General features: G+C 35.4%; 17 protein-coding genes. 12 read left to right on the top strand and 5 right to left on the bottom strand.

What is annotated here, in order from left to right; translation table 11 throughout:
• Nucleotides 1-40: 40 nt before the first annotated feature.
• From VUJ46_RS15010 to tsaB, 5 genes are all read left to right on the top strand, one after another.
• Nucleotides 41-742 carry a LysE family translocator gene (locus VUJ46_RS15010; protein WP_326981543.1) on the top strand — a complete coding sequence of 234 codons (702 nt, stop codon included), beginning with the start codon at nucleotides 41-43 and terminating at the stop codon, nucleotides 740-742.
• Entirely contained in the window at nucleotides 739-1,668 is a 930-nt protein-coding gene (locus tag VUJ46_RS15015) for a S66 peptidase family protein (protein WP_326981544.1), read from the top strand. Before VUJ46_RS15010 ends, VUJ46_RS15015 begins: the two co-directional genes overlap by 4 nt.
• 32 nt (nucleotides 1,669-1,700) lie before the next feature.
• Nucleotides 1,701-2,072, top strand: a complete 372-nt coding sequence (locus VUJ46_RS15020) for a YraN family protein (RefSeq protein ID WP_326981545.1) — start codon at nucleotides 1,701-1,703, stop codon at nucleotides 2,070-2,072.
• Between the two features lie 146 nt (nucleotides 2,073-2,218).
• A complete protein-coding gene (locus VUJ46_RS15025; protein WP_326981546.1) occupies nucleotides 2,219-2,968 on the top strand; it encodes an SDR family NAD(P)-dependent oxidoreductase in 750 nt (249 codons plus the stop codon).
• Between the two features lie 84 nt (nucleotides 2,969-3,052).
• Complete coding sequence (gene tsaB / locus VUJ46_RS15030) at nucleotides 3,053-3,733, top strand: tRNA (adenosine(37)-N6)-threonylcarbamoyltransferase complex dimerization subunit type 1 TsaB (RefSeq protein WP_326981547.1); 681 nt, start codon at nucleotides 3,053-3,055, stop codon at nucleotides 3,731-3,733.
• Nucleotides 3,734-3,757: 24 nt separating this feature from the next.
• Here tsaB and porW read toward each other — a convergent pair whose 3' ends face one another.
• From porW to VUJ46_RS15050, 4 genes are all read right to left on the bottom strand, one after another.
• Nucleotides 3,758-6,409: a type IX secretion system periplasmic lipoprotein PorW/SprE gene (gene porW, locus VUJ46_RS15035; protein ID WP_326981548.1), complete on the bottom strand. Its 2,652-nt coding sequence runs from the start codon at nucleotides 6,407-6,409 to the stop codon at nucleotides 3,758-3,760.
• An 86-nt stretch (nucleotides 6,410-6,495) separates the two neighbouring features.
• A complete protein-coding gene (locus tag VUJ46_RS15040) occupies nucleotides 6,496-7,050 on the bottom strand; it encodes a Maf family protein (RefSeq protein WP_326981549.1) in 555 nt (184 codons plus the stop codon).
• Nucleotides 7,051-7,060: 10 nt separating this feature from the next.
• Nucleotides 7,061-7,579, bottom strand: coding sequence for a KdsC family phosphatase (locus VUJ46_RS15045; protein ID WP_326981550.1), 519 nt, complete (start codon nucleotides 7,577-7,579; stop codon nucleotides 7,061-7,063).
• Entirely contained in the window at nucleotides 7,569-8,318 is a 750-nt protein-coding gene (locus VUJ46_RS15050; protein WP_326981551.1) for a Rossmann-like and DUF2520 domain-containing protein, read from the bottom strand. Before VUJ46_RS15050 ends, VUJ46_RS15045 begins: the two co-directional genes overlap by 11 nt.
• 770 nt (nucleotides 8,319-9,088) lie before the next feature.
• On the opposite strand from VUJ46_RS15050, the gene VUJ46_RS15055 reads away from it, so the two are divergent.
• The 4 genes from VUJ46_RS15055 (at nucleotide 9,089) to VUJ46_RS15070 (ending at nucleotide 11,935) form a co-directional block, all read left to right on the top strand.
• On the top strand, nucleotides 9,089-9,640 hold the full coding sequence (locus tag VUJ46_RS15055) for an RNA polymerase sigma factor (protein WP_326981552.1): 552 nt from the start codon (nucleotides 9,089-9,091) through the stop codon (nucleotides 9,638-9,640).
• 18 nt (nucleotides 9,641-9,658) lie between these two features.
• Nucleotides 9,659-10,291 (top strand): hypothetical protein, encoded by a 633-nt coding sequence (locus VUJ46_RS15060; protein ID WP_326981553.1) that lies wholly within the window; start codon nucleotides 9,659-9,661, stop codon nucleotides 10,289-10,291.
• 9 nt (nucleotides 10,292-10,300) lie between these two features.
• On the top strand, nucleotides 10,301-10,801 hold the full coding sequence (locus VUJ46_RS15065) for a hypothetical protein (RefSeq protein WP_326981554.1): 501 nt from the start codon (nucleotides 10,301-10,303) through the stop codon (nucleotides 10,799-10,801).
• A gap of 108 nt (nucleotides 10,802-10,909) precedes the next feature.
• Nucleotides 10,910-11,935 (top strand): hypothetical protein, encoded by a 1,026-nt coding sequence (locus VUJ46_RS15070; RefSeq protein WP_326981555.1) that lies wholly within the window; start codon nucleotides 10,910-10,912, stop codon nucleotides 11,933-11,935.
• Nucleotides 11,936-11,968: 33 nt separating this feature from the next.
• Here the strand turns inward: VUJ46_RS15070 and VUJ46_RS15075 are convergent, their stop codons facing one another.
• A complete protein-coding gene (locus VUJ46_RS15075) occupies nucleotides 11,969-14,257 on the bottom strand; it encodes a GH92 family glycosyl hydrolase (RefSeq protein WP_326981556.1) in 2,289 nt (762 codons plus the stop codon).
• A gap of 318 nt (nucleotides 14,258-14,575) precedes the next feature.
• Here VUJ46_RS15075 and lepA point away from each other — a divergent pair, with 318 nt between their 5' ends.
• The 3 genes from lepA to VUJ46_RS15090 all read left to right on the top strand — a co-directional run bounded on the left by lepA (nucleotide 14,576) and on the right by VUJ46_RS15090 (nucleotide 19,004).
• Nucleotides 14,576-16,372, top strand: a complete 1,797-nt coding sequence (gene lepA, locus VUJ46_RS15080) for a translation elongation factor 4 (RefSeq protein ID WP_326981557.1) — start codon at nucleotides 14,576-14,578, stop codon at nucleotides 16,370-16,372.
• A gap of 141 nt (nucleotides 16,373-16,513) precedes the next feature.
• Complete coding sequence (locus VUJ46_RS15085; RefSeq protein ID WP_326981558.1) at nucleotides 16,514-17,209, top strand: NUDIX hydrolase; 696 nt, start codon at nucleotides 16,514-16,516, stop codon at nucleotides 17,207-17,209.
• 133 nt (nucleotides 17,210-17,342) lie between these two features.
• Nucleotides 17,343-19,004 carry a LamG-like jellyroll fold domain-containing protein gene (locus VUJ46_RS15090; protein WP_326981559.1) on the top strand — a complete coding sequence of 554 codons (1,662 nt, stop codon included), beginning with the start codon at nucleotides 17,343-17,345 and terminating at the stop codon, nucleotides 19,002-19,004.
• Nucleotides 19,005-19,019 lie beyond the last annotated feature (15 nt).

Below are 19,019 nucleotides of genomic sequence, written 5' to 3' on the forward strand. Positions count from 1 at the left end.
ATGAAGTGAAACCAAGTGTTTCATTTTAAATACCATTTAAATGTTTGAACTTATATTATCTGCTGTTGGACTTGGCTTTATGTTAAGTTTAGTGTTCATAGGACCAATCTTTTTTCTTTTGATAGAAACAAGCTTTTCACGCGGTCCAAAACATGCTCTCTCACTTGATTTGGGGGTAATTACGGCAGATATAATATGCATTATAGGATCTTATTATGCAATAAAAAGATATTCTAGTAAAGAATTATCAGAAGTGATGGATAGTCATCCTGTCTTTTATTGGGTGACTTCTGTACTTATATTTGTATATGGGATTTACATGATACTTTCTAAAACTAAAATGCATGTACAAAATGAAAACAACCTTATTAGTCAAAATTATTTAAAAACCTTTTTTAATGGCTTTCTTTTTAATTTCTTGAATATTGGTGTTTTATTATTCTGGTTAGTAACTGTAATAACAGTAAGAAAAGAATATCCTAATAATCATCATTTTGTACTGTATTTAGCAATTATTATATTAACTTACTTTACAATAGACTTAGTAAAGATTTTTTTGGCAAAGCAGTTTCATTACAAACTTACCCAAAATGTTGCTAATAACATCAGAAAAATAGTTGGTTGTGTACTAATCTTATTTAGTATTTTTATTTTTTTGCAAAGCTTCCCTAGATTCAATCAGTTTGATAAAAGACTGGAAGAAGCAGAAAAAACTGAAATAAAATATCAAAAGAACAAATGACAAAAATAATCTTTCCAAAATCCCTTAAAAAAGGTGATAAAATAGCTGTAATTTCCCCTGCAGGAGCCGTTGAAGCTTCTCAGCTGGAAAAGGGAATAAATAGGATTAAAAGCAAAGGATATGAGCCTGTTTTGGGTGAGCATCTTTACACTAAATTCTCCAACGGATACCATTATGCCGGAACAGAAAAGGAAAGATTAAAAGACCTCAATTGGGCTTTGAACGATAATGAAATTTCTGCCGTTTGGGCTTCGAGAGGAGGCTATGGATGTCAGCATCTGTTGCAGGAATTAAATCTGAAAAAATTTGTTAAAAACCCGAAATGGTATATTGGATATTCTGACAATACAGTAATCCAAAGTTATTTGTTGAAAAAAGGTTTTGCTTCCATTCATGGGCAAACCATTAAAACTTCAAGTTTTGGCGTAACGAAGGAAAGCTATGAATTGATTTTTGATATTCTAAAAGGAAAGACGCCAAAATATACAATTGCTTCCCATCAATTAGATAAAAAAGGAAGTATTAAAGGAGAATTGATTGGCGGAAATCTGGCGTTGATCTATGCTCTTTTAGGAACAAAATACTCTTTCGATTTCAAAGACAAAATTCTTTTCATTGAAGATATTGGCGAAAATTTTTATGCGCTTGACCGAATGATTATGAGTCTTGAATTAGCAGGAGTTTTCAATAAGATATCAGGGTTAATCGTTGGCGGAATGACCAATATGGGCGACGAAAAAGATAATAAACAATATGGAGAAAGCTTTGATGAATTTGCTTATCAATTGATTTCAGATAGAATTTCTAAGTATCGGTTTCCTGTTGTTTTTGGTTTCCCAAATGGGCATATTAAAGATAATCGTCCTTTGATTATCGGAAGTCAAATAAAGGTTAAGATTGAAAATAAGGTTAAGATTGAGTTTTAAATTCTCCTACTCTCAAACCCTCAAACACAAGTATGGCAGATCACAATGACTTCGGAAAATTAGCAGAGGATTTGGCAGTTGATTATTTAAATAAAAACGGGTATAAAATTCTGGTGCGGAACTTTCGTTTTCAAAAAGCGGAAGTTGATATTATTGCCGAAAGAGATGATCTGACTATTGTGGTAGAGGTAAAAGCAAGATCTACGGATTTTTTCATTTTGCCTCAGGAGGCCATTACAAAAGCTAAAATACGATCTATAGTTTCCGCGACCGATTATTTTATGGAAAAATCCGCAAGAGATCAGGAGGTGAGGTTTGATATTATCTCTTTACTTCCGGATGAAAACGGAAATTTAGTAATTGAACATATTCCCGATGCCTTCGAAGCATTTGATGCTAATTAATAAAAGGCATACTAACGAAATAAAAGATTTAGAAATTACAGAAATGATTAACATCAACTGTTTGTTTAGTTTTTAATATTAACTAAGTATTTAGTTTTAATATTATTTCTGTTAATATAAATTTTACAGTTAATACATACAAAATTATGAAAACAATATTGATAACCGGTGCTACTTCCGGAATTGGAAAATCTACTGCAGAAATTTTGGCTAAACAGGGAAACAGGATTATTATCTGTGGAAGAAGAACTGAAGTTTTAGATTCTGTAAAAACTGAACTTTCCGTATACACCGATGTATTTAGTTTAAAATTTGATGTTAGAAATTTAGTTGAAGTAGAAACTGCGATCGATTCTTTGCCTGAAGAGTGGAAAGATATTGATGTTTTAATCAATAATGCAGGAAATGCTCATGGGCTGGATCCATTATCAGCAGGAAAAACGGATGACTGGGACTCTATGATCGATGGAAATGTGAAAGGCCTTTTGTATGTTTCCAAGATGATTATCCCAGGAATGAAAGAGAAAAAAGCGGGGCATATTGTCAACATCAGTTCTGTGGCGGCGAGACAAACTTATGCTAATGGCGTTGTGTATTGTGCAACCAAAAAAGCAGTGGACGTAATTTCTGAAGGGATGAGGATAGAATTAACCGAATTTGGAATTAAAGTAACCAATATTCAGCCAGGAGCTGTAGAAACCGATTTTTCCATGGTAAGATTCAAGGGGGATAGTGAAAAAGCTTCTACGGTATATGCCGGATATGAGCCTTTAAAAGCGGAAGATATTGCAGATTCTATTGCTTATTGCATAAACGCTCCTAAACACGTTTGTATTTCTGATATGACCATTTACCCTTCTGCTCAGGCAGAACCAAGAACAATTTACAGAAAATAGTCTCAAAATAATGGTTTAACTTTGCAGGAATAGCAGCATTTATCATCGGTAAATTAGCTGAAACTGTTAATTATTACATTAAAAATGAAAATCTTATACCTCGAAACGTCTTCAAAAAACTGTTCTGTAGCTATTTCTGACAATGAAGAGTTGCTGTGTCTAACTGAGGAAGTTTCTGAAAATTATAAACAGTCTGAAAGCCTTCACACTTTTGTGGAATGGGCTTTAGAAGGTGCCGGAATCTCAATGAAAGAGATCGAAGCGGTATCTTTGGGAAAAGGCCCGGGATCTTATACCGGACTGAGAATTGGTGCGTCTTCTGCTAAAGGTTTTTGCTACGGCTTAAAGATTCCATTGGTTGCCGTCAATTCTTTAGAAAGTATGATAGAGCCTTTTTTAAGGCAAAACTACGACTTTGTAATACCTTTGATCGATGCGAGGAGAATGGAGGTTTATACGGCAGTTTATGACGGTTCAACAGGAGAAGAAGTATCATCAACTGAAGCAAAGGTATTGGATGAAACTTCTTTTGAAGAATTTAAAGATAAAAAAGTGATATTCGTGGGAGACGGAGCAAAAAAAGCTCAGGAAATTTTACGGCTTCCAAATGCTGATTATAATGATACCATCTACCCTTCTGCACAGTATTTAATCAATAAATCCCTTGAAAAAATCGGTAATAAGGAGTTTGAAGATATTGCGTACTTCGAACCTTTTTATCTGAAAGACTTTCATGGAGTAAAGAAAAAGAAAAGCGAAGATTAGATTCTTCGCTTTTTTTATGATGCCTTACTGAGCTTTCGGTGCTTGTGAATTTGGATTTAGGGGTACTTTTTTACTTTTTTTCTGTTCCGGCACAGGTTGCGGTGCTGCATTCAGATCATCAATAAGCAAATTGGAATTATTCTGAATGACTTGCTGTGGCTGTTGTTTATTTTGATTCTGAACAGAACTGCTCGTCTTAATATTGGAAGATTTTTTATTATTTCCCTGAACCGCAGATTGTGAAGGCATAAGGTTTCCTCCCTCTCCAGGCGTTTGCGGTATTGAATTTCCTTTGTTATCTGTCGCCTGGAATGCAAGGTCACTTTTCAGATAATTAAGCATTTCTTTGGCCTTTAAACCTTCAGGTGTCTTGGCATAGTTCAGAACGATCTGTTCCAACTGAAGAATCATAACCTCCTTCCCACTCGATTTTCCGGCGTTGAAAGCATTTAGCAAAGATAATTTCGGTACCAATGCATCTTTTGGATTTTTCTGAATAGCCTGATCCAGAATATCTTTACTTTCTGTAAATTTTTCGGACTCGTAAAGAGCATACGCCTTTTTGTATTCATTTTCAGTTTCTTCTGATGATTTTACAAAGGTGTTACTCTTGGGGTTCCTTGCAAATTCAGCAAATGACGAATAAGGATAATCTTTCAGAAGTATACTTTTCGCTCTTTCAGAAGCCGCAGGATTTTTCTCGTGATTCATGGCAAAAATCTCATACAAAGCCTGTAACATTACTTTTTCTTCAGGCTGAACATCTACCAGGTCATAAAGCGTTTTTGTGGCTAAAGGAGTATTGGTAAAGTAATTCTGATACATAATTCCCAATCCTAAGGAAGCAGTATCCCTGTCTTTTTTTAGCTGAGATAATTTTCCTGCATCCGTCGGGATCTGTTCGATGTAGAAAGCAGGTTCAAAACGTCTCGGATTAGGAGCCGCCGTCTGTCCTAAAGCCTCATTTTTCATGTCGTCAAGTGAGGAGCCCATCTTCTTGGAGTAACGCCAGTTATCTACCAATGCTCTGTCTCCCCATACCTGCTTAAATGAAGAACTTCCCTTAGCTACGGTTCCTGTATTACCAAAATAAAAGCCTTTGGATACCGTTCCGAAATCTTCAAAAGAATTGGAGCTGTTGGCAAATAATGATGTAGAACTGTAGTCACCCGTATCAAAGCCTTTTTCTCTTTCCGCACGGCGTCTTTCAAGCTCTTCCTTTTCCTCTTTTACTTTTAATTTGGCAATATATTTATTGAAAAAATCGGTTTTCTGCTCTGTGCTCATTTTTGCAAGGCTAAGAATACTGTCATTTTTCTTAATTAAATAATAATTTTTTGAGATCTTTTTAATGTTGGTAGACTGGTCTTTCAGGAGTACTTTGGAAGGTTCATAAGTCATCACTGCCAAAGCTGAATCATAATAAGTTCCGGCTCCTATATAATCATTTTTAGAGAGATAACCCTGCCCTATTTCATAATACGCCAGTCCGCGAATCTGCGGATCTGAGATCTTTTCCAGCAGAGATTTTCTGAACAGCTGTTGTGCTTCTTCTTTTTTACCGGCTTTATCCGCCATTAAGCCCAACGCATATAAAAATTCATTTTTTCTGGAACCGTATGTTCCTTTCTTACTGATTCCTTCAAGGTATTTTTTACCCCCTTCATAATCCCCTTTTCCATTAAATGTTTTAGCGACTTCGATTTGTGATTTTACCTCGAATTCAAAATCATTGGCATATTTATAGGCAGCCATAAAACTTTCCCGCGCTTTGTCACTTTGTCCTGAATTTTGTAAAACCTGACCTCTCAGAAAAGCAATTCTGCTTTTGAGTTTTCTGTTGGAATTAAGCTCAAATGCCCGATCCAGTTCTTTTATGGCCTCATCTTTTTTATTGGCATCCAAAAGAGATTCAGCATAATAGATGCTTAATAATTTCTGATAAGTTTTGCTGATTTTTTCATCCTGAAGCTTAGCAAAAGTTTCGTGAGCTTTGTGATAGTCTTTGAGCTGTGCGTAGGCCAGTCCCTGATAAATTCTGGCTAAAGGAATTCTTTTATCTTCTTTCATGTGGCTGAAAACGTAGTTCAGCGCATCCAGTGCTTCCAATGATTTTCCTCTGTAAATTCTGGATTGTGCGAGAATCATATAGGCCTCGAAAATCTGTTTATTTTTCTCTTCTCCATTTCTGATCACAGAGTATTTATTAATGGATTTCAATGCCTTTGCTTCGGCAATTTCAAGAGCGGTAGCCCCTTGAGGGGCAGCTTGTTCAGTTTCCTTTGTTGATTTTCCAAATGAGTTCGTACTAGCCCCGGAAAGCCCCGGCATCCCCGGCATTCCGGGCATTTTTACGGTGTTTCCAGCGGCAGGAGTTCTGTTGATCTCTGCCATTTTCATAGAATTCTCGGCGAAAGCTGATGATTGGCCCAGATCGCTTCCCAAAGGCTGATCTTCATAGGTTAAAATAGGAATATAAGGAGCATAAAAGTTATCTTTATGGCTCTTATCTCTGGTTTCAAACTCCGTATTTAATGCATCTTTTGCATTAAACAAGGTGTTGTAATATGTGGTAAACCCTTTCATGAACTTGGATCGCTGTTCCGGCCTTTTTACTTTCGTTCCGCACGAAATAACGATACACGCCACTAAAAGGAATAAAATATTCTTTTTCATTATTCAATATAACTCGCTAATCTGCTTTTTATTATCAGAAGCTTTGATGATTTTGTAAAAATAATAAAATTTTATATTGAAACTCTTTATATTTCTTTCAAAATTTTGTAAACCAAATGGGTAGGAAGTCCCATAATGGTATAAAAGCTGCCATTCATTTTCTTGATCTTCGCCATTCCGAGCCATTCTTGTATCCCATAGCTTCCGGCTTTATCGAAAGGTTTGTAATTTTGAATGTAATACGTGATTTCTTCATCAGAAATAATATCAAATTCTACGTCGGCAACGTCGGTTTCGGTAATGGTTTTATCTAAAGTTTTAATGGTAATTCCCGTGTAAACCTGATGGGTCTTCCCTGAAAGCAGTCTCAGCATATTTCGCGCATCTTCTTCATCTCTGGGTTTTCCAAGGAACTGGTTATCAATAGCTACGACTGTGTCAGCCGTTAATAACACTTCTCCTTCTTCTAAATTTCGGAATGCATTTGCTTTTAATTCAGATAAATAGGCAGCAGACTCTCCTACTTTGATATGTTCAGGAACAATTTCTTCACAATCAATTTTTACCACTTCAAACTCAAATCCTAAATGGGTTAAAAGTTCTTTCCTTCTTGGAGATTGTGATGCTAATAATAATTTCATTTTCAGTTAATTAAATAGATTGTGTGTTGTCTTCATGCCAATTTCCCTGAACTTTCATGACCTGCTCAATAACATCGCGTACTGCTCCACTTCCTCCTTTAATGGGTGAGATATAAGAGGCTATTCCTTTCACTTCAGGAACCGCATTTTCAGGACATGCCGCAATAGCTGAGTTTTTCATCATCGGGATGTCCGGAAGATCGTCGCCCATGGTTAAGATTTCCTCATTTTTAAGATTGTATTTCTTCTTGAAATCCTCATAGTCAACCATTTTATTATGAGATTTCGGATAATAATCCTCAATTCCGAGATAATTGATTCTGTGTTTTACCATTTCATCATTTCCACCTGTAATAACACCGATCAAATAATCGTTTTTCAATGCTTTTACAACGGCATAACCGTCTAAAACATTCATCACTCTCGACATATTTCCACCGGGCATCAAATACACACTTCCGTCTGTGAAAACGCCGTCTACATCAAATACAAATGCTTTTATATCTTTTAATTTCTCTTTATAGCTCATACATTTTTTGAATTGAATGATTCATTGTTTTATAAATTTCAAGACTTTCGTCTTGCAATAATTGCTCATGTAATTCCAGAATTCTTTTGTCATTTCTTACTGCCGGACCGGTTTGTGCCGATTTAGGTTCAATTTCATGAACTTTTTGAATCGTCTCATCAATTATAGGTAAAAAATAATCAAACGGAATTTCCTGAGAATCCGAAATTTCTTTGGCTCTTGAAAAAAGATGATTCACAAAATTGCAGGCAAAAACAGCTGTTAAGTGAATATATTTTCTCTTCTCATGAGTACTTTCCATTACATTTCTGGAAATTTTTGAAGCGATTTCAAATAAGATTTTTTTATCATCTTCATTTTCGGTTTCAATGAAAAAAGGAATGTTTGAATAATCCAGTTCTTTTGATTTTGAAAACGTCTGCAAAGGATAAAAACTTGCCTTTCGGTAATTGCCTTGCAAAATTTCTTTAGGAAGAGACCCTGAAGTATGTACCACAAGTGCGTCTTTTTTTTGAATTAGTTTTGAAACATCTTCCACAGAGTGGTCGCTGACACAAATAACATATAAATCCGAATCGACTAAATTTTTAGTTGAATAAGAAATGTTTAATTCTTCTGAAATTTTTTGAAGTTCAGGTTCATTCCTTCCAAAAATCTGGGCTAAAGGAATATTATTCTGAACAAAAGCTTTTGCCATGTGATACGCCACATTTCCGGAACCGATAATTACAACTTGCATAAAACAAAGATAAGATTTTTAGATAGGAAGATAGGAGAGGGGAGTTGGAAGTTTTATTATTTTAGGTTTTAATTTTAAACTTTTTACCACAGAAAAAGCAAAAGATTTTTACACTTTAATTATGTTAAATAGTTAAACGCAAAAAAGAACAGATAATACCGTTTTCTTTTTGAATTTACCTTAATAAACCCTGAAGGGGTTGAATACTGAAAAGGAAATTTCAAAGATAAAATGGTATAAGTAAATAAAATCAAAGATTTTTTTTCTTTTGCAGACTTTTGAACTCCTTTAAATAAACACAGTAAAGTCTTTTGTTTCTTTCGCGGTTACTTTTAAAATTGGTTTAAACAGATTTTTTTATTTTGAATAATCCTTTTAACATAATTCTGCTAAAGTTTGGCCACGGAAATAGGCGCTTTTTGGTGGACAAGATTTTACTTATCCTATACTATATCTTTTGTTATATTTAAAATCCTCTTAAAGAGTGAGATTTAAACATAAATTTAAAGATTAAGTATTTTTTAATCAATTTATTATCAATTTATCAATGGAAAATGATGGAAAAAAATGGTGTTGAATTATACTCAGATAGGTGATGTTATCACTGTACAGTAAAGAGATTGGTATGGTTTTTAGTTAATTTCCTTGTATAAAAAATTGATCTAAATTTGAGAATCATTCTTATATTTGATTAAGATATCCGAAATGAAAATTAAAAAAGTAATTTAACTTTCTGTTATTTTTGTAATCCAAAACAATGAAAGCATCTTATGAAGATTAAGGACGCAGAAATTATTTCGTTGATGCAAGATCCACGGACTCAGGAAAAAGGAGTTCGTGCATTAATGGACGCTTACCAAAGCAGACTGTATTGGCACATCAGGAGAATTATTGTGGACGGAGATCTTGCGCAGGATACTTTGCAGGAAACTTTTATAAAAGCTTATCAGAATTTTCATCAGTTTAAGAATGATAGTCAGCTATATACCTGGCTGTACAGAATAGCCACCAATGAAGCCTTGCAGCAGGTAAATAAACTGAAGAAGATGCAAAAATCTGATGAAGATCCGGAGTATCATATGCAGAATCTCGTGGCAGATAACACGGCAGGAGATGCGGAAGAGATACAGGTATTGCTGCAGAACGCTATACAAAGCCTGCCCGAAAAGCAGAAACTGGTATTTATGATGCGGTATTATGATGATTTACCTTACGAAGAGATATCAAAGATTGTAGATATGTCTGTGGGGACTTTAAAAACAAATTATCATTATGCCAAACAGAAAATAGAAGAATATATCAAAGAGAATTACGAAAGATAATTTTTGAGAAACCACAACATGAAAGATTTTGATCTGGAGAAATTAGAACGCAAGAACATTTACAAAGTTCCTGAAAACTTGTTTGAAAGTGTTCAGGGAAAGGTATTGAGCGAGATAAACGATTTTGATCTGGAAAAATTAGAACGTAAGAACATTTATAGTGTCCCTGAAAATTTATTTGAACAAGTTCAGGAGAATGTAATGAATACGGTATTACCCCGTAAAAAATCCCCGATTTTTAATATGAACTGGGCATACGCAGCAGCTGCTTCTGTAGCTTTGATTTTTGGAACAACTTTCGTTCTGAATAATGATAACTCTAATACTTCAGGAGAACCTGATAAGCTTGCGCTTGTTGATCAGAAGCCGAAGACCGAAAGCGAAATGGCTTATGAAACTCTGGAATCTGATTTATCTTCTGTTGAGGAGAATACTAAGACAGCCAGAGTTCAAGAAAATAAAAAGTCTTTTTATGCGAATAATAAGGCTAATCTAAAGGCGAAGAACGAAGTAAAAACTCAAACGGTAAAGCCGGTATCAAAACAGACAGAAACCCAGATGAACGAATATCTGGATGCTTTCTCAAATTCCGAAATTTCGGATTTGGCAAGCAATTCCACTCAGGATGTTTATCTGGATATATACAACTAATATAGGAAGATGAAAAAGATATTATTTACACTTTTTATTATTTATGGTTTTGGCTTAAATGCCCAAAGGACGGATTATGACTGGAAAAAAATGGACCCTAAGCAAAGAAAAGAGGTAATAAACAATCTTTCTCCCGAAGAAAGAAAAGCACTTCTTACCAAGTTCAGGAACAATATGGTCATGGATAATCTGGAAATTGATGCCAATGATAAGGCAGAATTTACACAGATCTATAATGAGTATCTTGAAAACCAAAAACAAATTAAAAACCAGTTTAATTCCAACTTTAATCCCGAGACGCTTTCTGATGATGAAGCAAAAGCGAAGCTGCAGCAAAGTTTCGAAGTAGGGCAAAAATTGCTGGATAACAGAAAGAAATATGCTGATAAGATGCAGGAGATTATTCCCTGCCAGAAGGTTCTGAAACTGTTCCAATCTGAGAAAATGATGAAGGATAAGATGGATGAGAGAAAACCTCAGGGGAACCATAGCAATGGCCGACAAAAATAAAACCCATAATAGTTTATTTTTTTAATGTTGGACGACTCTTACAATTATTTTGTGAGAGTCGTTTGATTTTAATGGAATGCTTAGTTTTGTAAAAAATAAAAAAGCATTATGAAAAAAATAATCTTGTTTCTTTTCTTCTCAATTACTCTTCTGGCACAGGAAAAAGAAAAAATCTCTTTGAATAAGTCGATTAAAGATCCTAATTCTTCATTTAAAAGCATTACTATAATTGATCATAGGGATAGTAAAGATGTGGGGAGTGTGATGTATCATAAAGATCAGATTGATCTCGTTTTCGAAAGTGATAATGCAGATGCTGATATCAAAAACTGGTTTTATAAATACAATCCGGCAAAAGGTAAAGATGATTTTGTATTGTTGTTGGAAGATGTTAGGGTTAATGAAGACAAAAAAGAAAAATTTTCAATAGGGAATCTTCATTTTAGAGCAAGTACTTTTATCAAAAAAGAAGACGGCTATCATTTCATCACCAGAAAAGATACATTGGCAAATGTTTCATCACGTGTCACGCCTTATATGGCACAAAGTCTGGCAAAGAAGATCACGCTTATTTTTACGGATTTGTTTAAAGATTCTTATAAAACCAGAGCTTGGGAATTTGGTATTTCTGAAAATGATCTTTCAGATTATACTTCTGTATTAAGAGACAGGCTTGATATTTTTAAAGCAGATACTTTGAAAGAAGGTGTTTACAAAGATTCATATAGCTTTTTTATGCACAAGCCGGAACCTGGATTTGTTATTCAGACGAACAGTAAGGGTATTGTAACAAAAGCTGTAAATGGAGAAGAAAAGATACCTTTAAGAAATATGTATGCATTTGTACACCAAGGTATACCTTATAAGGTAATTCCTGTGGGGTATACAGAGGTTTTTAAAGATGATAAAGGACTTTCTATTGAAGCTACAAGTGCAGATCTTTTCCCGGAAACATCTACAAGTGGCGTTGCGATTGGTGCTGCCGCAGGTGGCCTGGTGGGCGGAATGATAGGTGCAGTTGTAGATGTAAGTCTGGGAGCTGGAAAACGAAAAACCAACAGTGGTTCTCAGGTTTATCTTGATCCTTTTACTGGAAATTATATTTTACCCGAAAATTTTGGTAAATCAAAATAAGCAAAAGAGAGACACGCCGTCTCTCTTTTTGTTTTATTTTTTATCCGTAGAATAAGAATAAGGAAAATCTTTTTCTTTGGTTCCCCGGTTCTTATTGGGCTTATTTTCCATGTTGAATTGCAATGTTGCCCCTTTCATTAAGTCAGCATGACTCAGCCAGTTTTTAGAATAGGTTTGGCCATTCATAAGTAATGATTTCACATAACGGTTTTCGTCGCTGTTATGATCGGCTTTAATCTCAATTGTTTTTCCGTTTTCTAAATGAACTTTGGCATTTTTAAACAAAGGCGCACCCAAAACATATTGATCCGTTGCCGGAGTTACAGGGTAAAAACCAAGTGCCGAGAAAATATACCAAGCTGAAGTTTGGCCGTTATCTTCATCGCCACAATAACCGTCCGGAGTTGGCTGATACATACGATTCATCGTTTCGCGTACCCAATATTGTGTTTTCCAGGGCTCTCCGGAATAATTGTATAAATAAATAATATGCTGTGCCGGCTGATTTCCATGAGCATATTGCCCCATGTTTGCATTCACCATTTCCTGAATTTCATGAATGGTTGAACCATAATAAGAATCATCATAAACAGGAGGAAGCTCAAATATTTTATCTAGATTTTTCGAAAACTCTTTTCTTCCGCCCATCAGTTTTGCCAGCCCGTCAATATCCTGAAAAACCGACCATGTATAATGCCATGAATTTCCTTCCGTAAAAGCATCTCCCCATTTAAACGGATTAAAAGGATCCTGAAAACTTCCGTCCTGATTTCTTCCGCGAGCCAATTTCGTTTCCGGATCAATTACTTTTTGGAAATTCTGGGAACGTTTATAATACTCTTTCCATTCAGATTCAGGTTTTCCTAAAGCTTTTCCCAATTGAGCGATCGCAAAATCATCATAAGCGTATTCCAAAGTTCTCGCTGCATTTTCATTGATTTTTACATCATAAGGAACGTAGCCTAATTTTTTATAATATTCAATTCCGAGTCTTCCTGTTGCTTGCGGACCTTCATTATTCGCACCGTGTAGCAAAGCCTGATATAATGTTTCAATATTATAACCCCGCAATCCTTTCATATAAGCATCTGCAACCACCGAAGCAGAATTATTTCCAATCATAATATCAGAATATGACGGGCTCGACCATTCCGGCAACCAACCGCCTTCTTTATAATCATTAATCAATCCTTTTTGCATTTCAACATTAATGCTTGGATAAACTAAATTCAGGAAAGGGTAGAGCGCTCTGAACGTATCCCAAAAACCAGTTCCTGCAAAACGATATCCCGCTTCAGTTTTTCCTGAATACGGACTGTAATGAACAACTTCTCCAGCCTTATTTATTTCGTACATTTTATGTGGAAAACAAAGCATTCTGTATAAACAAGAGTAGAAGGTTCTCATTTGATCAATAGTTCCGCCTGCCACTTCAACTCTTTTTAATTTTTCCTTCCATGCCGTTTTGGCTTTGGCTAAAGTCTGATCAAATGAATCTTTGCTCAGTTCTCTTTGTAAATTCAATTCTGCCTGTTCTAAACTGATGAATGATGAAGCCACTCTTAAATTTACTTTTTCGCCTTTTTTAGTGGCAAAACCGACTACAGCGCCACAATGATCTCCTGTAATTTCCAAAGCATCTTTTATAAAATCTTTGTCTTTCCAGGTTGAATATTTAGTGAAAGGTTTATCAGCATAAATCACAAAATAATTTTTAAAATTGGTCAGTTTCCCTCTTGAATATCTCGTTGAATACCCCACAATTTTATTTTGAGAGGGAATAATGGTAATGCTCGAACCTTTATCAAAAGCATCCACCACGAACCATGAGTTTTCAGAATCTGGATAGGTTAAACGTAACTGAGCAGCTCTCTCTGTTGGAGCCAATTCTGCCGTTACATTATGATCCGCCAGATAAACACTGTAATAATAAGGTTTTGAAACTTCCGATTTATGTGAAAACCAGCTTTGCCTTTCTTCTTCATTAAAACGCATTTTTCCGGTTATGGGCATAATCGAAAACATTCCGTAATCGTTCATCCAGGGGGAAGGTTGATGCGTTTGTTTAATCCCTCTGATTTTATCAGCATCGTAAGTATATTGCCATCCATTTCCGTTTTTTCCGGTTTGAGGCGTCCAGAGGTTCATTCCGTGAGGAACGGCAACTGCCGGATAGGTATTTCCATTAGAAAGTGAAGGTTTGGAAAGTGAACCAATTAACGGGTTGACAAATTCTTCAGGATTTTGGGGTGCATTTTCAATCCACTGCGATTGGAATGGAGCAAAAGAAATAATGAAAAGTAATAAAAAAGTTTTTTTCATGACTTAAAATAAGTTTGGGCTACTCTAACCACAAAGATCACTAATAATTTCAAAAATCACACAGATTAGAGAATAAAGTTTTTGAAGCATTAAGATAATTTAAGTTTTTAAGATTAATTAAGGCAGTTGCTAAAAGCGAAGGCATCAGATATTCTAAACTTCTTACCAAAAATCTTAATGGGCTACATTAAATCCGAAGATTTTCATAGGTGCTTTTAGTGTTAAAAATTTGTGCTATTTGTGTTTAAATCAGATTTAAAATTAAGAATGAGGATTTATCCTGCATTTTCTTATCTTTGCAAATTACAAGGTTCTTAAATGAAAAACATACGAAATTTTTGCATAATCGCTCATATCGACCACGGTAAAAGTACTTTGGCGGATCGTCTTTTGGAGTATACCAATACGGTGACTCAAAGAGAATTACAGTCTCAGACGCTAGATGATATGGATTTGGAGAAAGAACGTGGGATTACGATTAAGTCTCATGCCATCCAAATGGATTATGAATATAAAGGCGAAAAATTTATATTAAACTTAATTGATACACCGGGACACGTTGATTTTTCTTACGAAGTTTCCCGTTCAATTGCTGCTTGTGAAGGAGCACTTCTTATTGTGGATGCTGCACAAAGTATTCAGGCACAGACAATTAGTAATTTGTATTTGGCGTTGGAAAATGATTTAACGATCATTCCGATTTTGAATAAAATTGACCTTCCTTCTGCAAATCCTGAGGAAGTAACTGATGAAATCATGAATTTGATCGGTTGCGAATATGAGGATGTTCTAAGAGTTTCAGGAAAAACAGGTGAAGGTGTTCATAATTTGTTAGAGCAAATTGTTAACAGAATTCCAGCTCCGGTTGGAGATCCAGACGCACCGCTTCAGGCTTTGGTTTTTGATTCGGTTTATAATCCGTTCAGGGGGATTGAAGCCTATTTTAAAGTAGTAAACGGAAGTATTTCTAAAAACGAGAAAATCAAATTTTTTGCTACCGGAAAAGAATATGGAGCAGATGAGGTTGGTACTTTAAAGCTGAAACAGGTTCCGAAAAAAACAATTGGATGTGGTGATGTAGGATATTTAATTTCAGGTATTAAGGATGCAAGAGAGGTAAAAGTAGGTGATACCATTACTTCATTTGAAAATCCTGCTGCAGGACCAATTGATGGATTTGAGGAAGTAAAACCAATGGTTTTTGCCGGTATTTATCCAATTGAGTCTGAGGATTTTGAGGAATTAAGATTCTCACTTGAAAAATTAAGACTAAATGATGCTTCTTTGGTTTTCGAACCGGAAAGTTCAGCAGCTCTTGGTTTCGGTTTCCGTTGCGGATTTCTTGGAATGCTTCACATGGAAATTGTTCAGGAAAGGCTTGATAGAGAGTTCAATATGAACGTGATTACAACGGTTCCGAACGTTTCTTATTTTGGTTATTCTAAAAAAGAACCGGAAGTTCCGATCCTGATCAACAACCCGTCTGAAATGATGGATCCTTCAACCATGGACAGAGTAGAAGAGCCATATATCAAGGCTTCTATTATTACAAAATCTGATTTCGTAGGTGCAGTAATGACGCTTTGTATCGAAAAAAGAGGAGAAATCGTTAACCAGAGTTATTTAACATCAGAAAGAGTAGAATTAATCTTCAATATGCCTTTGGCTGAGGTTGTTTTCGACTTCTATGACCGATTAAAATCTATTTCTAAAGGATATGCTTCATTCGATTATCACCCAATCGGATTTAGGGCCTCTAAATTGGTGAAAATGGATATCCTGATCAACGGCGATATGGTAGATGCTCTATCTTCTTTGATTCACGATTCTAACGCTTATTATATTGGTAAAAGAATGTGTGAAAAACTTCGTGAACTAATCCCGAGACAGCAGTTTGATATTGCGGTTCAGGCAGCATTAGGAGCGAAAGTTATTGCGAGAGAAACGATTAAAGCATTAAGAAAAGACGTTACTGCAAAATGTTACGGAGGGGATATTTCCAGAAAGCGTAAACTTTTGGAGAAGCAGAAAGAAGGTAAGAAAAAAATGAAGCAGATTGGTAGGGTAGAAGTACCGCAGTCCGCATTCATGGCCGTTTTAAAGCTTAATGATTAGAAGATAACCAATAAAGGTCAAAAGATATAAGTAAAATCCGCAGAAATAATCTGCGGATTTTTTTATGAAATGATTTTCAATAAATTTTTGAAATAAAAAATTTTGTCATAGATTTGTGTATTCATAACGCAAATTATTTCAATGAGCATTCCAAAGAAATTACAAGACATAAAAGTGGCGGTAGATGCCGTTATTTTCGGATATTTTGATAAAAAAGATCTTCAGCTTCTGTTGATTAAAAGAAATATTGAACCTTTTAAAGGGGGTTGGGCACTTCCGGGCGGTTTGGTTTTGGATGATGAAAATCTGGATGATGCGGTAAGAAGAGAGCTTCACGAAGAAGCAGGCATAAAGCCTGATTTTTTAGAGCAATTGTATAGTTTTGGAAACGTAGGTCGTGATCCTCGGAATAGGGTGGTTTCTGTGGCTTATTTAGGGCTGGTGAATCCTTCTTATCACGAATTGTTTGCTGATTCTGATGCAGACGATGCCCAATGGTTCAGTGTCAACAAGCTTCCAAAACTGGCTTTCGATCATCAGACTATTATTGATATGGCGTTGAAAAGGCTTCGTACAAAACTTCAGTATCAACCGATCGGATTTAATCTTCTGAATGAAGAATTTGCTTTTTCTGATTTAGAAAATTTGTATAAAACGATTATCGGTAAAGAAATCGACCGCCGAAATTTCCGAAAAAAAATTATGAGCTACGGATTGTTAAATGATACCAATACCTTAAAAAAAGAAGGTAGCGGCAGACCCGGAAAACTCTTCACTTTCAATCAGGAGAAGTATAAAGAGCTTGAAGAGCAGGGTTTTTATTTTGAAATTAAATAGTAGTTTACCTTCTTTTTTTAGTAAAGCCAAAAAGTATTTTCCTAAAGTCATTTGTACGTTTCATAAAGTAGTCTGGTTGTCTTTTTTTTAATTGATTTTTCTTTGTTCATCATAATCAAGAAAATTAAATATCATGAGACGCTTACTACTTTTTTTTTCTGCTATTGTAGCATTAAATGTTGCTGCACAGCTTCCTGCTCCAGCCTACGAAGCGACCTTTAACGGTGCGAACTGGGATACAGCAACAGGATTTACCATAAATACAACTAACGGAACTACTTCCGGAGCTGATATTTTTAATACTCCGTATTCGGCATATAATTTTTATTCTCTTAATGGCAAACTTCAGTTGGATGCTGTTTCCCAAACCGGATTGAGAGAGAAGGGGACAATTTCTTTCTTTGCCAAATACAACAATACACAAACATCATTAACACCCATAGGATTTACTTATCCCATATTTTATCTCAATAATGGATTGACAAGTTGGTCTGAAGGCCTGATGCTGGGCTTTGAAATAGTGGCAGGAGCTCCAAAGCTGATGATGAAAAGCTATTCGGCTCAGTATACAGGTTTTAGTGAGCAGCTAAACAATGCTGTTTCTAATACAGATTGGCATCATTATATTATTTCCTATAAATTTGGGAACGGTGGATATATTAATGTTTATCAGGATGGGAAGTTGGTTTTAACTAAAGATATAAGTCATTCTTTAAGTAATCTAACGAAGCCTTTTGAGTTTTTCAGCCATACCTCGGGTTCTGTTTTTAATCGTTCGGCAACAGGTTTTGTAGATGAAATCCGAGCTTATACAGAACCTTTTAATACAGCGCAAGCAAAGGAAATTTATGCCTCTTATTTAAAAATAAACAGCGGCAGTACCATTGCAAAATATAGTTTTGATGATGATCTTACCGAGCATTTTGGAAATTATCAGCCTTTAAATTCTTTTTTTGGTTTCAACAGATATATTGCAACCGTCTCCCAAGGAGGTAATAACACCTATGTTGGTAATATGGTTGTAGGTGCTACCGCAGAATTACCGATTGGAGTAGGCTCTATTCTCAGCGAAGGTTCTTACACAATTTCTCTTGCTGCTATCGTCACTGGATTTACCAATAATGACAATGGCGAAATAATGGCAACAGTGCTTTCCATACCCAATACAACCGGAGGTGATTTTCTGAAAATCGGAATGCATAAAGGAACTAAAGTGTTAAGGTTTGAAATAAACGAATCCTCAGCAGTATCTGTTAACGGGACTTCTTTAGAAAACTGGCAGCATATTGTATTTAGTGCTAATAATCAAAATAATACGCTTAGTATTTATGTAAATGGAGCTCTGGCTGCTACGGCGGTTTACAATAAACACCAGTTTTTAAATACACTGCAAAATATATTACTTGGTAAAAACAGAAAGCCTACCCCGACTTATGCCGTCTGTGCAGTAGATGATCTTGTGATTGATCGTAAAACATATAATGCTGTTGAGGCCGCGAAAGCCTATAGACAGTGGAAAACCGCAGTAACCAGCTATGATACAACCTATTCTACTTTAGGGGTTGATCATATTCAAAAAACACAAAATAATATAAAGGTTTACCCTAATCCAACTACAGATTTTGTAAAACTTTCGCAAAAAGCAGACGCAGAGGTTTACGATCTGTCTGGAAAATTAGTGGGTAGCTACAAAAATGCTGAAATGCTTGATCTTTCGACTTACCAGCAAGGAATTTATCTGTTGAAATTATCTAATTCTAAAGGAACACATTCTGTCAAAATCATTAAAAAGTAACCCATTTAAAAATTA

It is taken from the genome of Chryseobacterium sp. MYb264, from assembly GCF_035974275.1.
Lineage (GTDB): Bacteria > Bacteroidota > Bacteroidia > Flavobacteriales > Weeksellaceae > Chryseobacterium.

What these genes read in the sequence shown, in the direction of transcription:
- VUJ46_RS15010 (WP_326981543.1), top strand. Translation starts at nt 41, where the DNA reads ATGTTTGAACTTATATTATCTGCTGTTGGACTTGGCTTTATGTTAAGT.
- VUJ46_RS15015 (WP_326981544.1), top strand. Translation starts at nt 739, where the DNA reads ATGACAAAAATAATCTTTCCAAAATCCCTTAAAAAAGGTGATAAAATA.
- VUJ46_RS15020 (WP_326981545.1), top strand. Translation starts at nt 1,701, where the DNA reads ATGGCAGATCACAATGACTTCGGAAAATTAGCAGAGGATTTGGCAGTT.
- VUJ46_RS15025 (WP_326981546.1), top strand. Translation starts at nt 2,219, where the DNA reads ATGAAAACAATATTGATAACCGGTGCTACTTCCGGAATTGGAAAATCT.
- tsaB (WP_326981547.1), top strand. Translation starts at nt 3,053, where the DNA reads ATGAAAATCTTATACCTCGAAACGTCTTCAAAAAACTGTTCTGTAGCT.
- porW (WP_326981548.1), bottom strand. Translation starts at nt 6,409, where the DNA reads ATGAAAAAGAATATTTTATTCCTTTTAGTGGCGTGTATCGTTATTTCG.
- VUJ46_RS15040 (WP_326981549.1), bottom strand. Translation starts at nt 7,050, where the DNA reads ATGAAATTATTATTAGCATCACAATCTCCAAGAAGGAAAGAACTTTTA.
- VUJ46_RS15045 (WP_326981550.1), bottom strand. Translation starts at nt 7,579, where the DNA reads ATGAGCTATAAAGAGAAATTAAAAGATATAAAAGCATTTGTATTTGAT.
- VUJ46_RS15050 (WP_326981551.1), bottom strand. Translation starts at nt 8,318, where the DNA reads ATGCAAGTTGTAATTATCGGTTCCGGAAATGTGGCGTATCACATGGCA.
- VUJ46_RS15055 (WP_326981552.1), top strand. Translation starts at nt 9,089, where the DNA reads ATGAAGATTAAGGACGCAGAAATTATTTCGTTGATGCAAGATCCACGG.
- VUJ46_RS15060 (WP_326981553.1), top strand. Translation starts at nt 9,659, where the DNA reads ATGAAAGATTTTGATCTGGAGAAATTAGAACGCAAGAACATTTACAAA.
- VUJ46_RS15065 (WP_326981554.1), top strand. Translation starts at nt 10,301, where the DNA reads ATGAAAAAGATATTATTTACACTTTTTATTATTTATGGTTTTGGCTTA.
- VUJ46_RS15070 (WP_326981555.1), top strand. Translation starts at nt 10,910, where the DNA reads ATGAAAAAAATAATCTTGTTTCTTTTCTTCTCAATTACTCTTCTGGCA.
- VUJ46_RS15075 (WP_326981556.1), bottom strand. Translation starts at nt 14,257, where the DNA reads ATGAAAAAAACTTTTTTATTACTTTTCATTATTTCTTTTGCTCCATTC.
- lepA (WP_326981557.1), top strand. Translation starts at nt 14,576, where the DNA reads ATGAAAAACATACGAAATTTTTGCATAATCGCTCATATCGACCACGGT.
- VUJ46_RS15085 (WP_326981558.1), top strand. Translation starts at nt 16,514, where the DNA reads ATGAGCATTCCAAAGAAATTACAAGACATAAAAGTGGCGGTAGATGCC.
- VUJ46_RS15090 (WP_326981559.1), top strand. Translation starts at nt 17,343, where the DNA reads ATGAGACGCTTACTACTTTTTTTTTCTGCTATTGTAGCATTAAATGTT.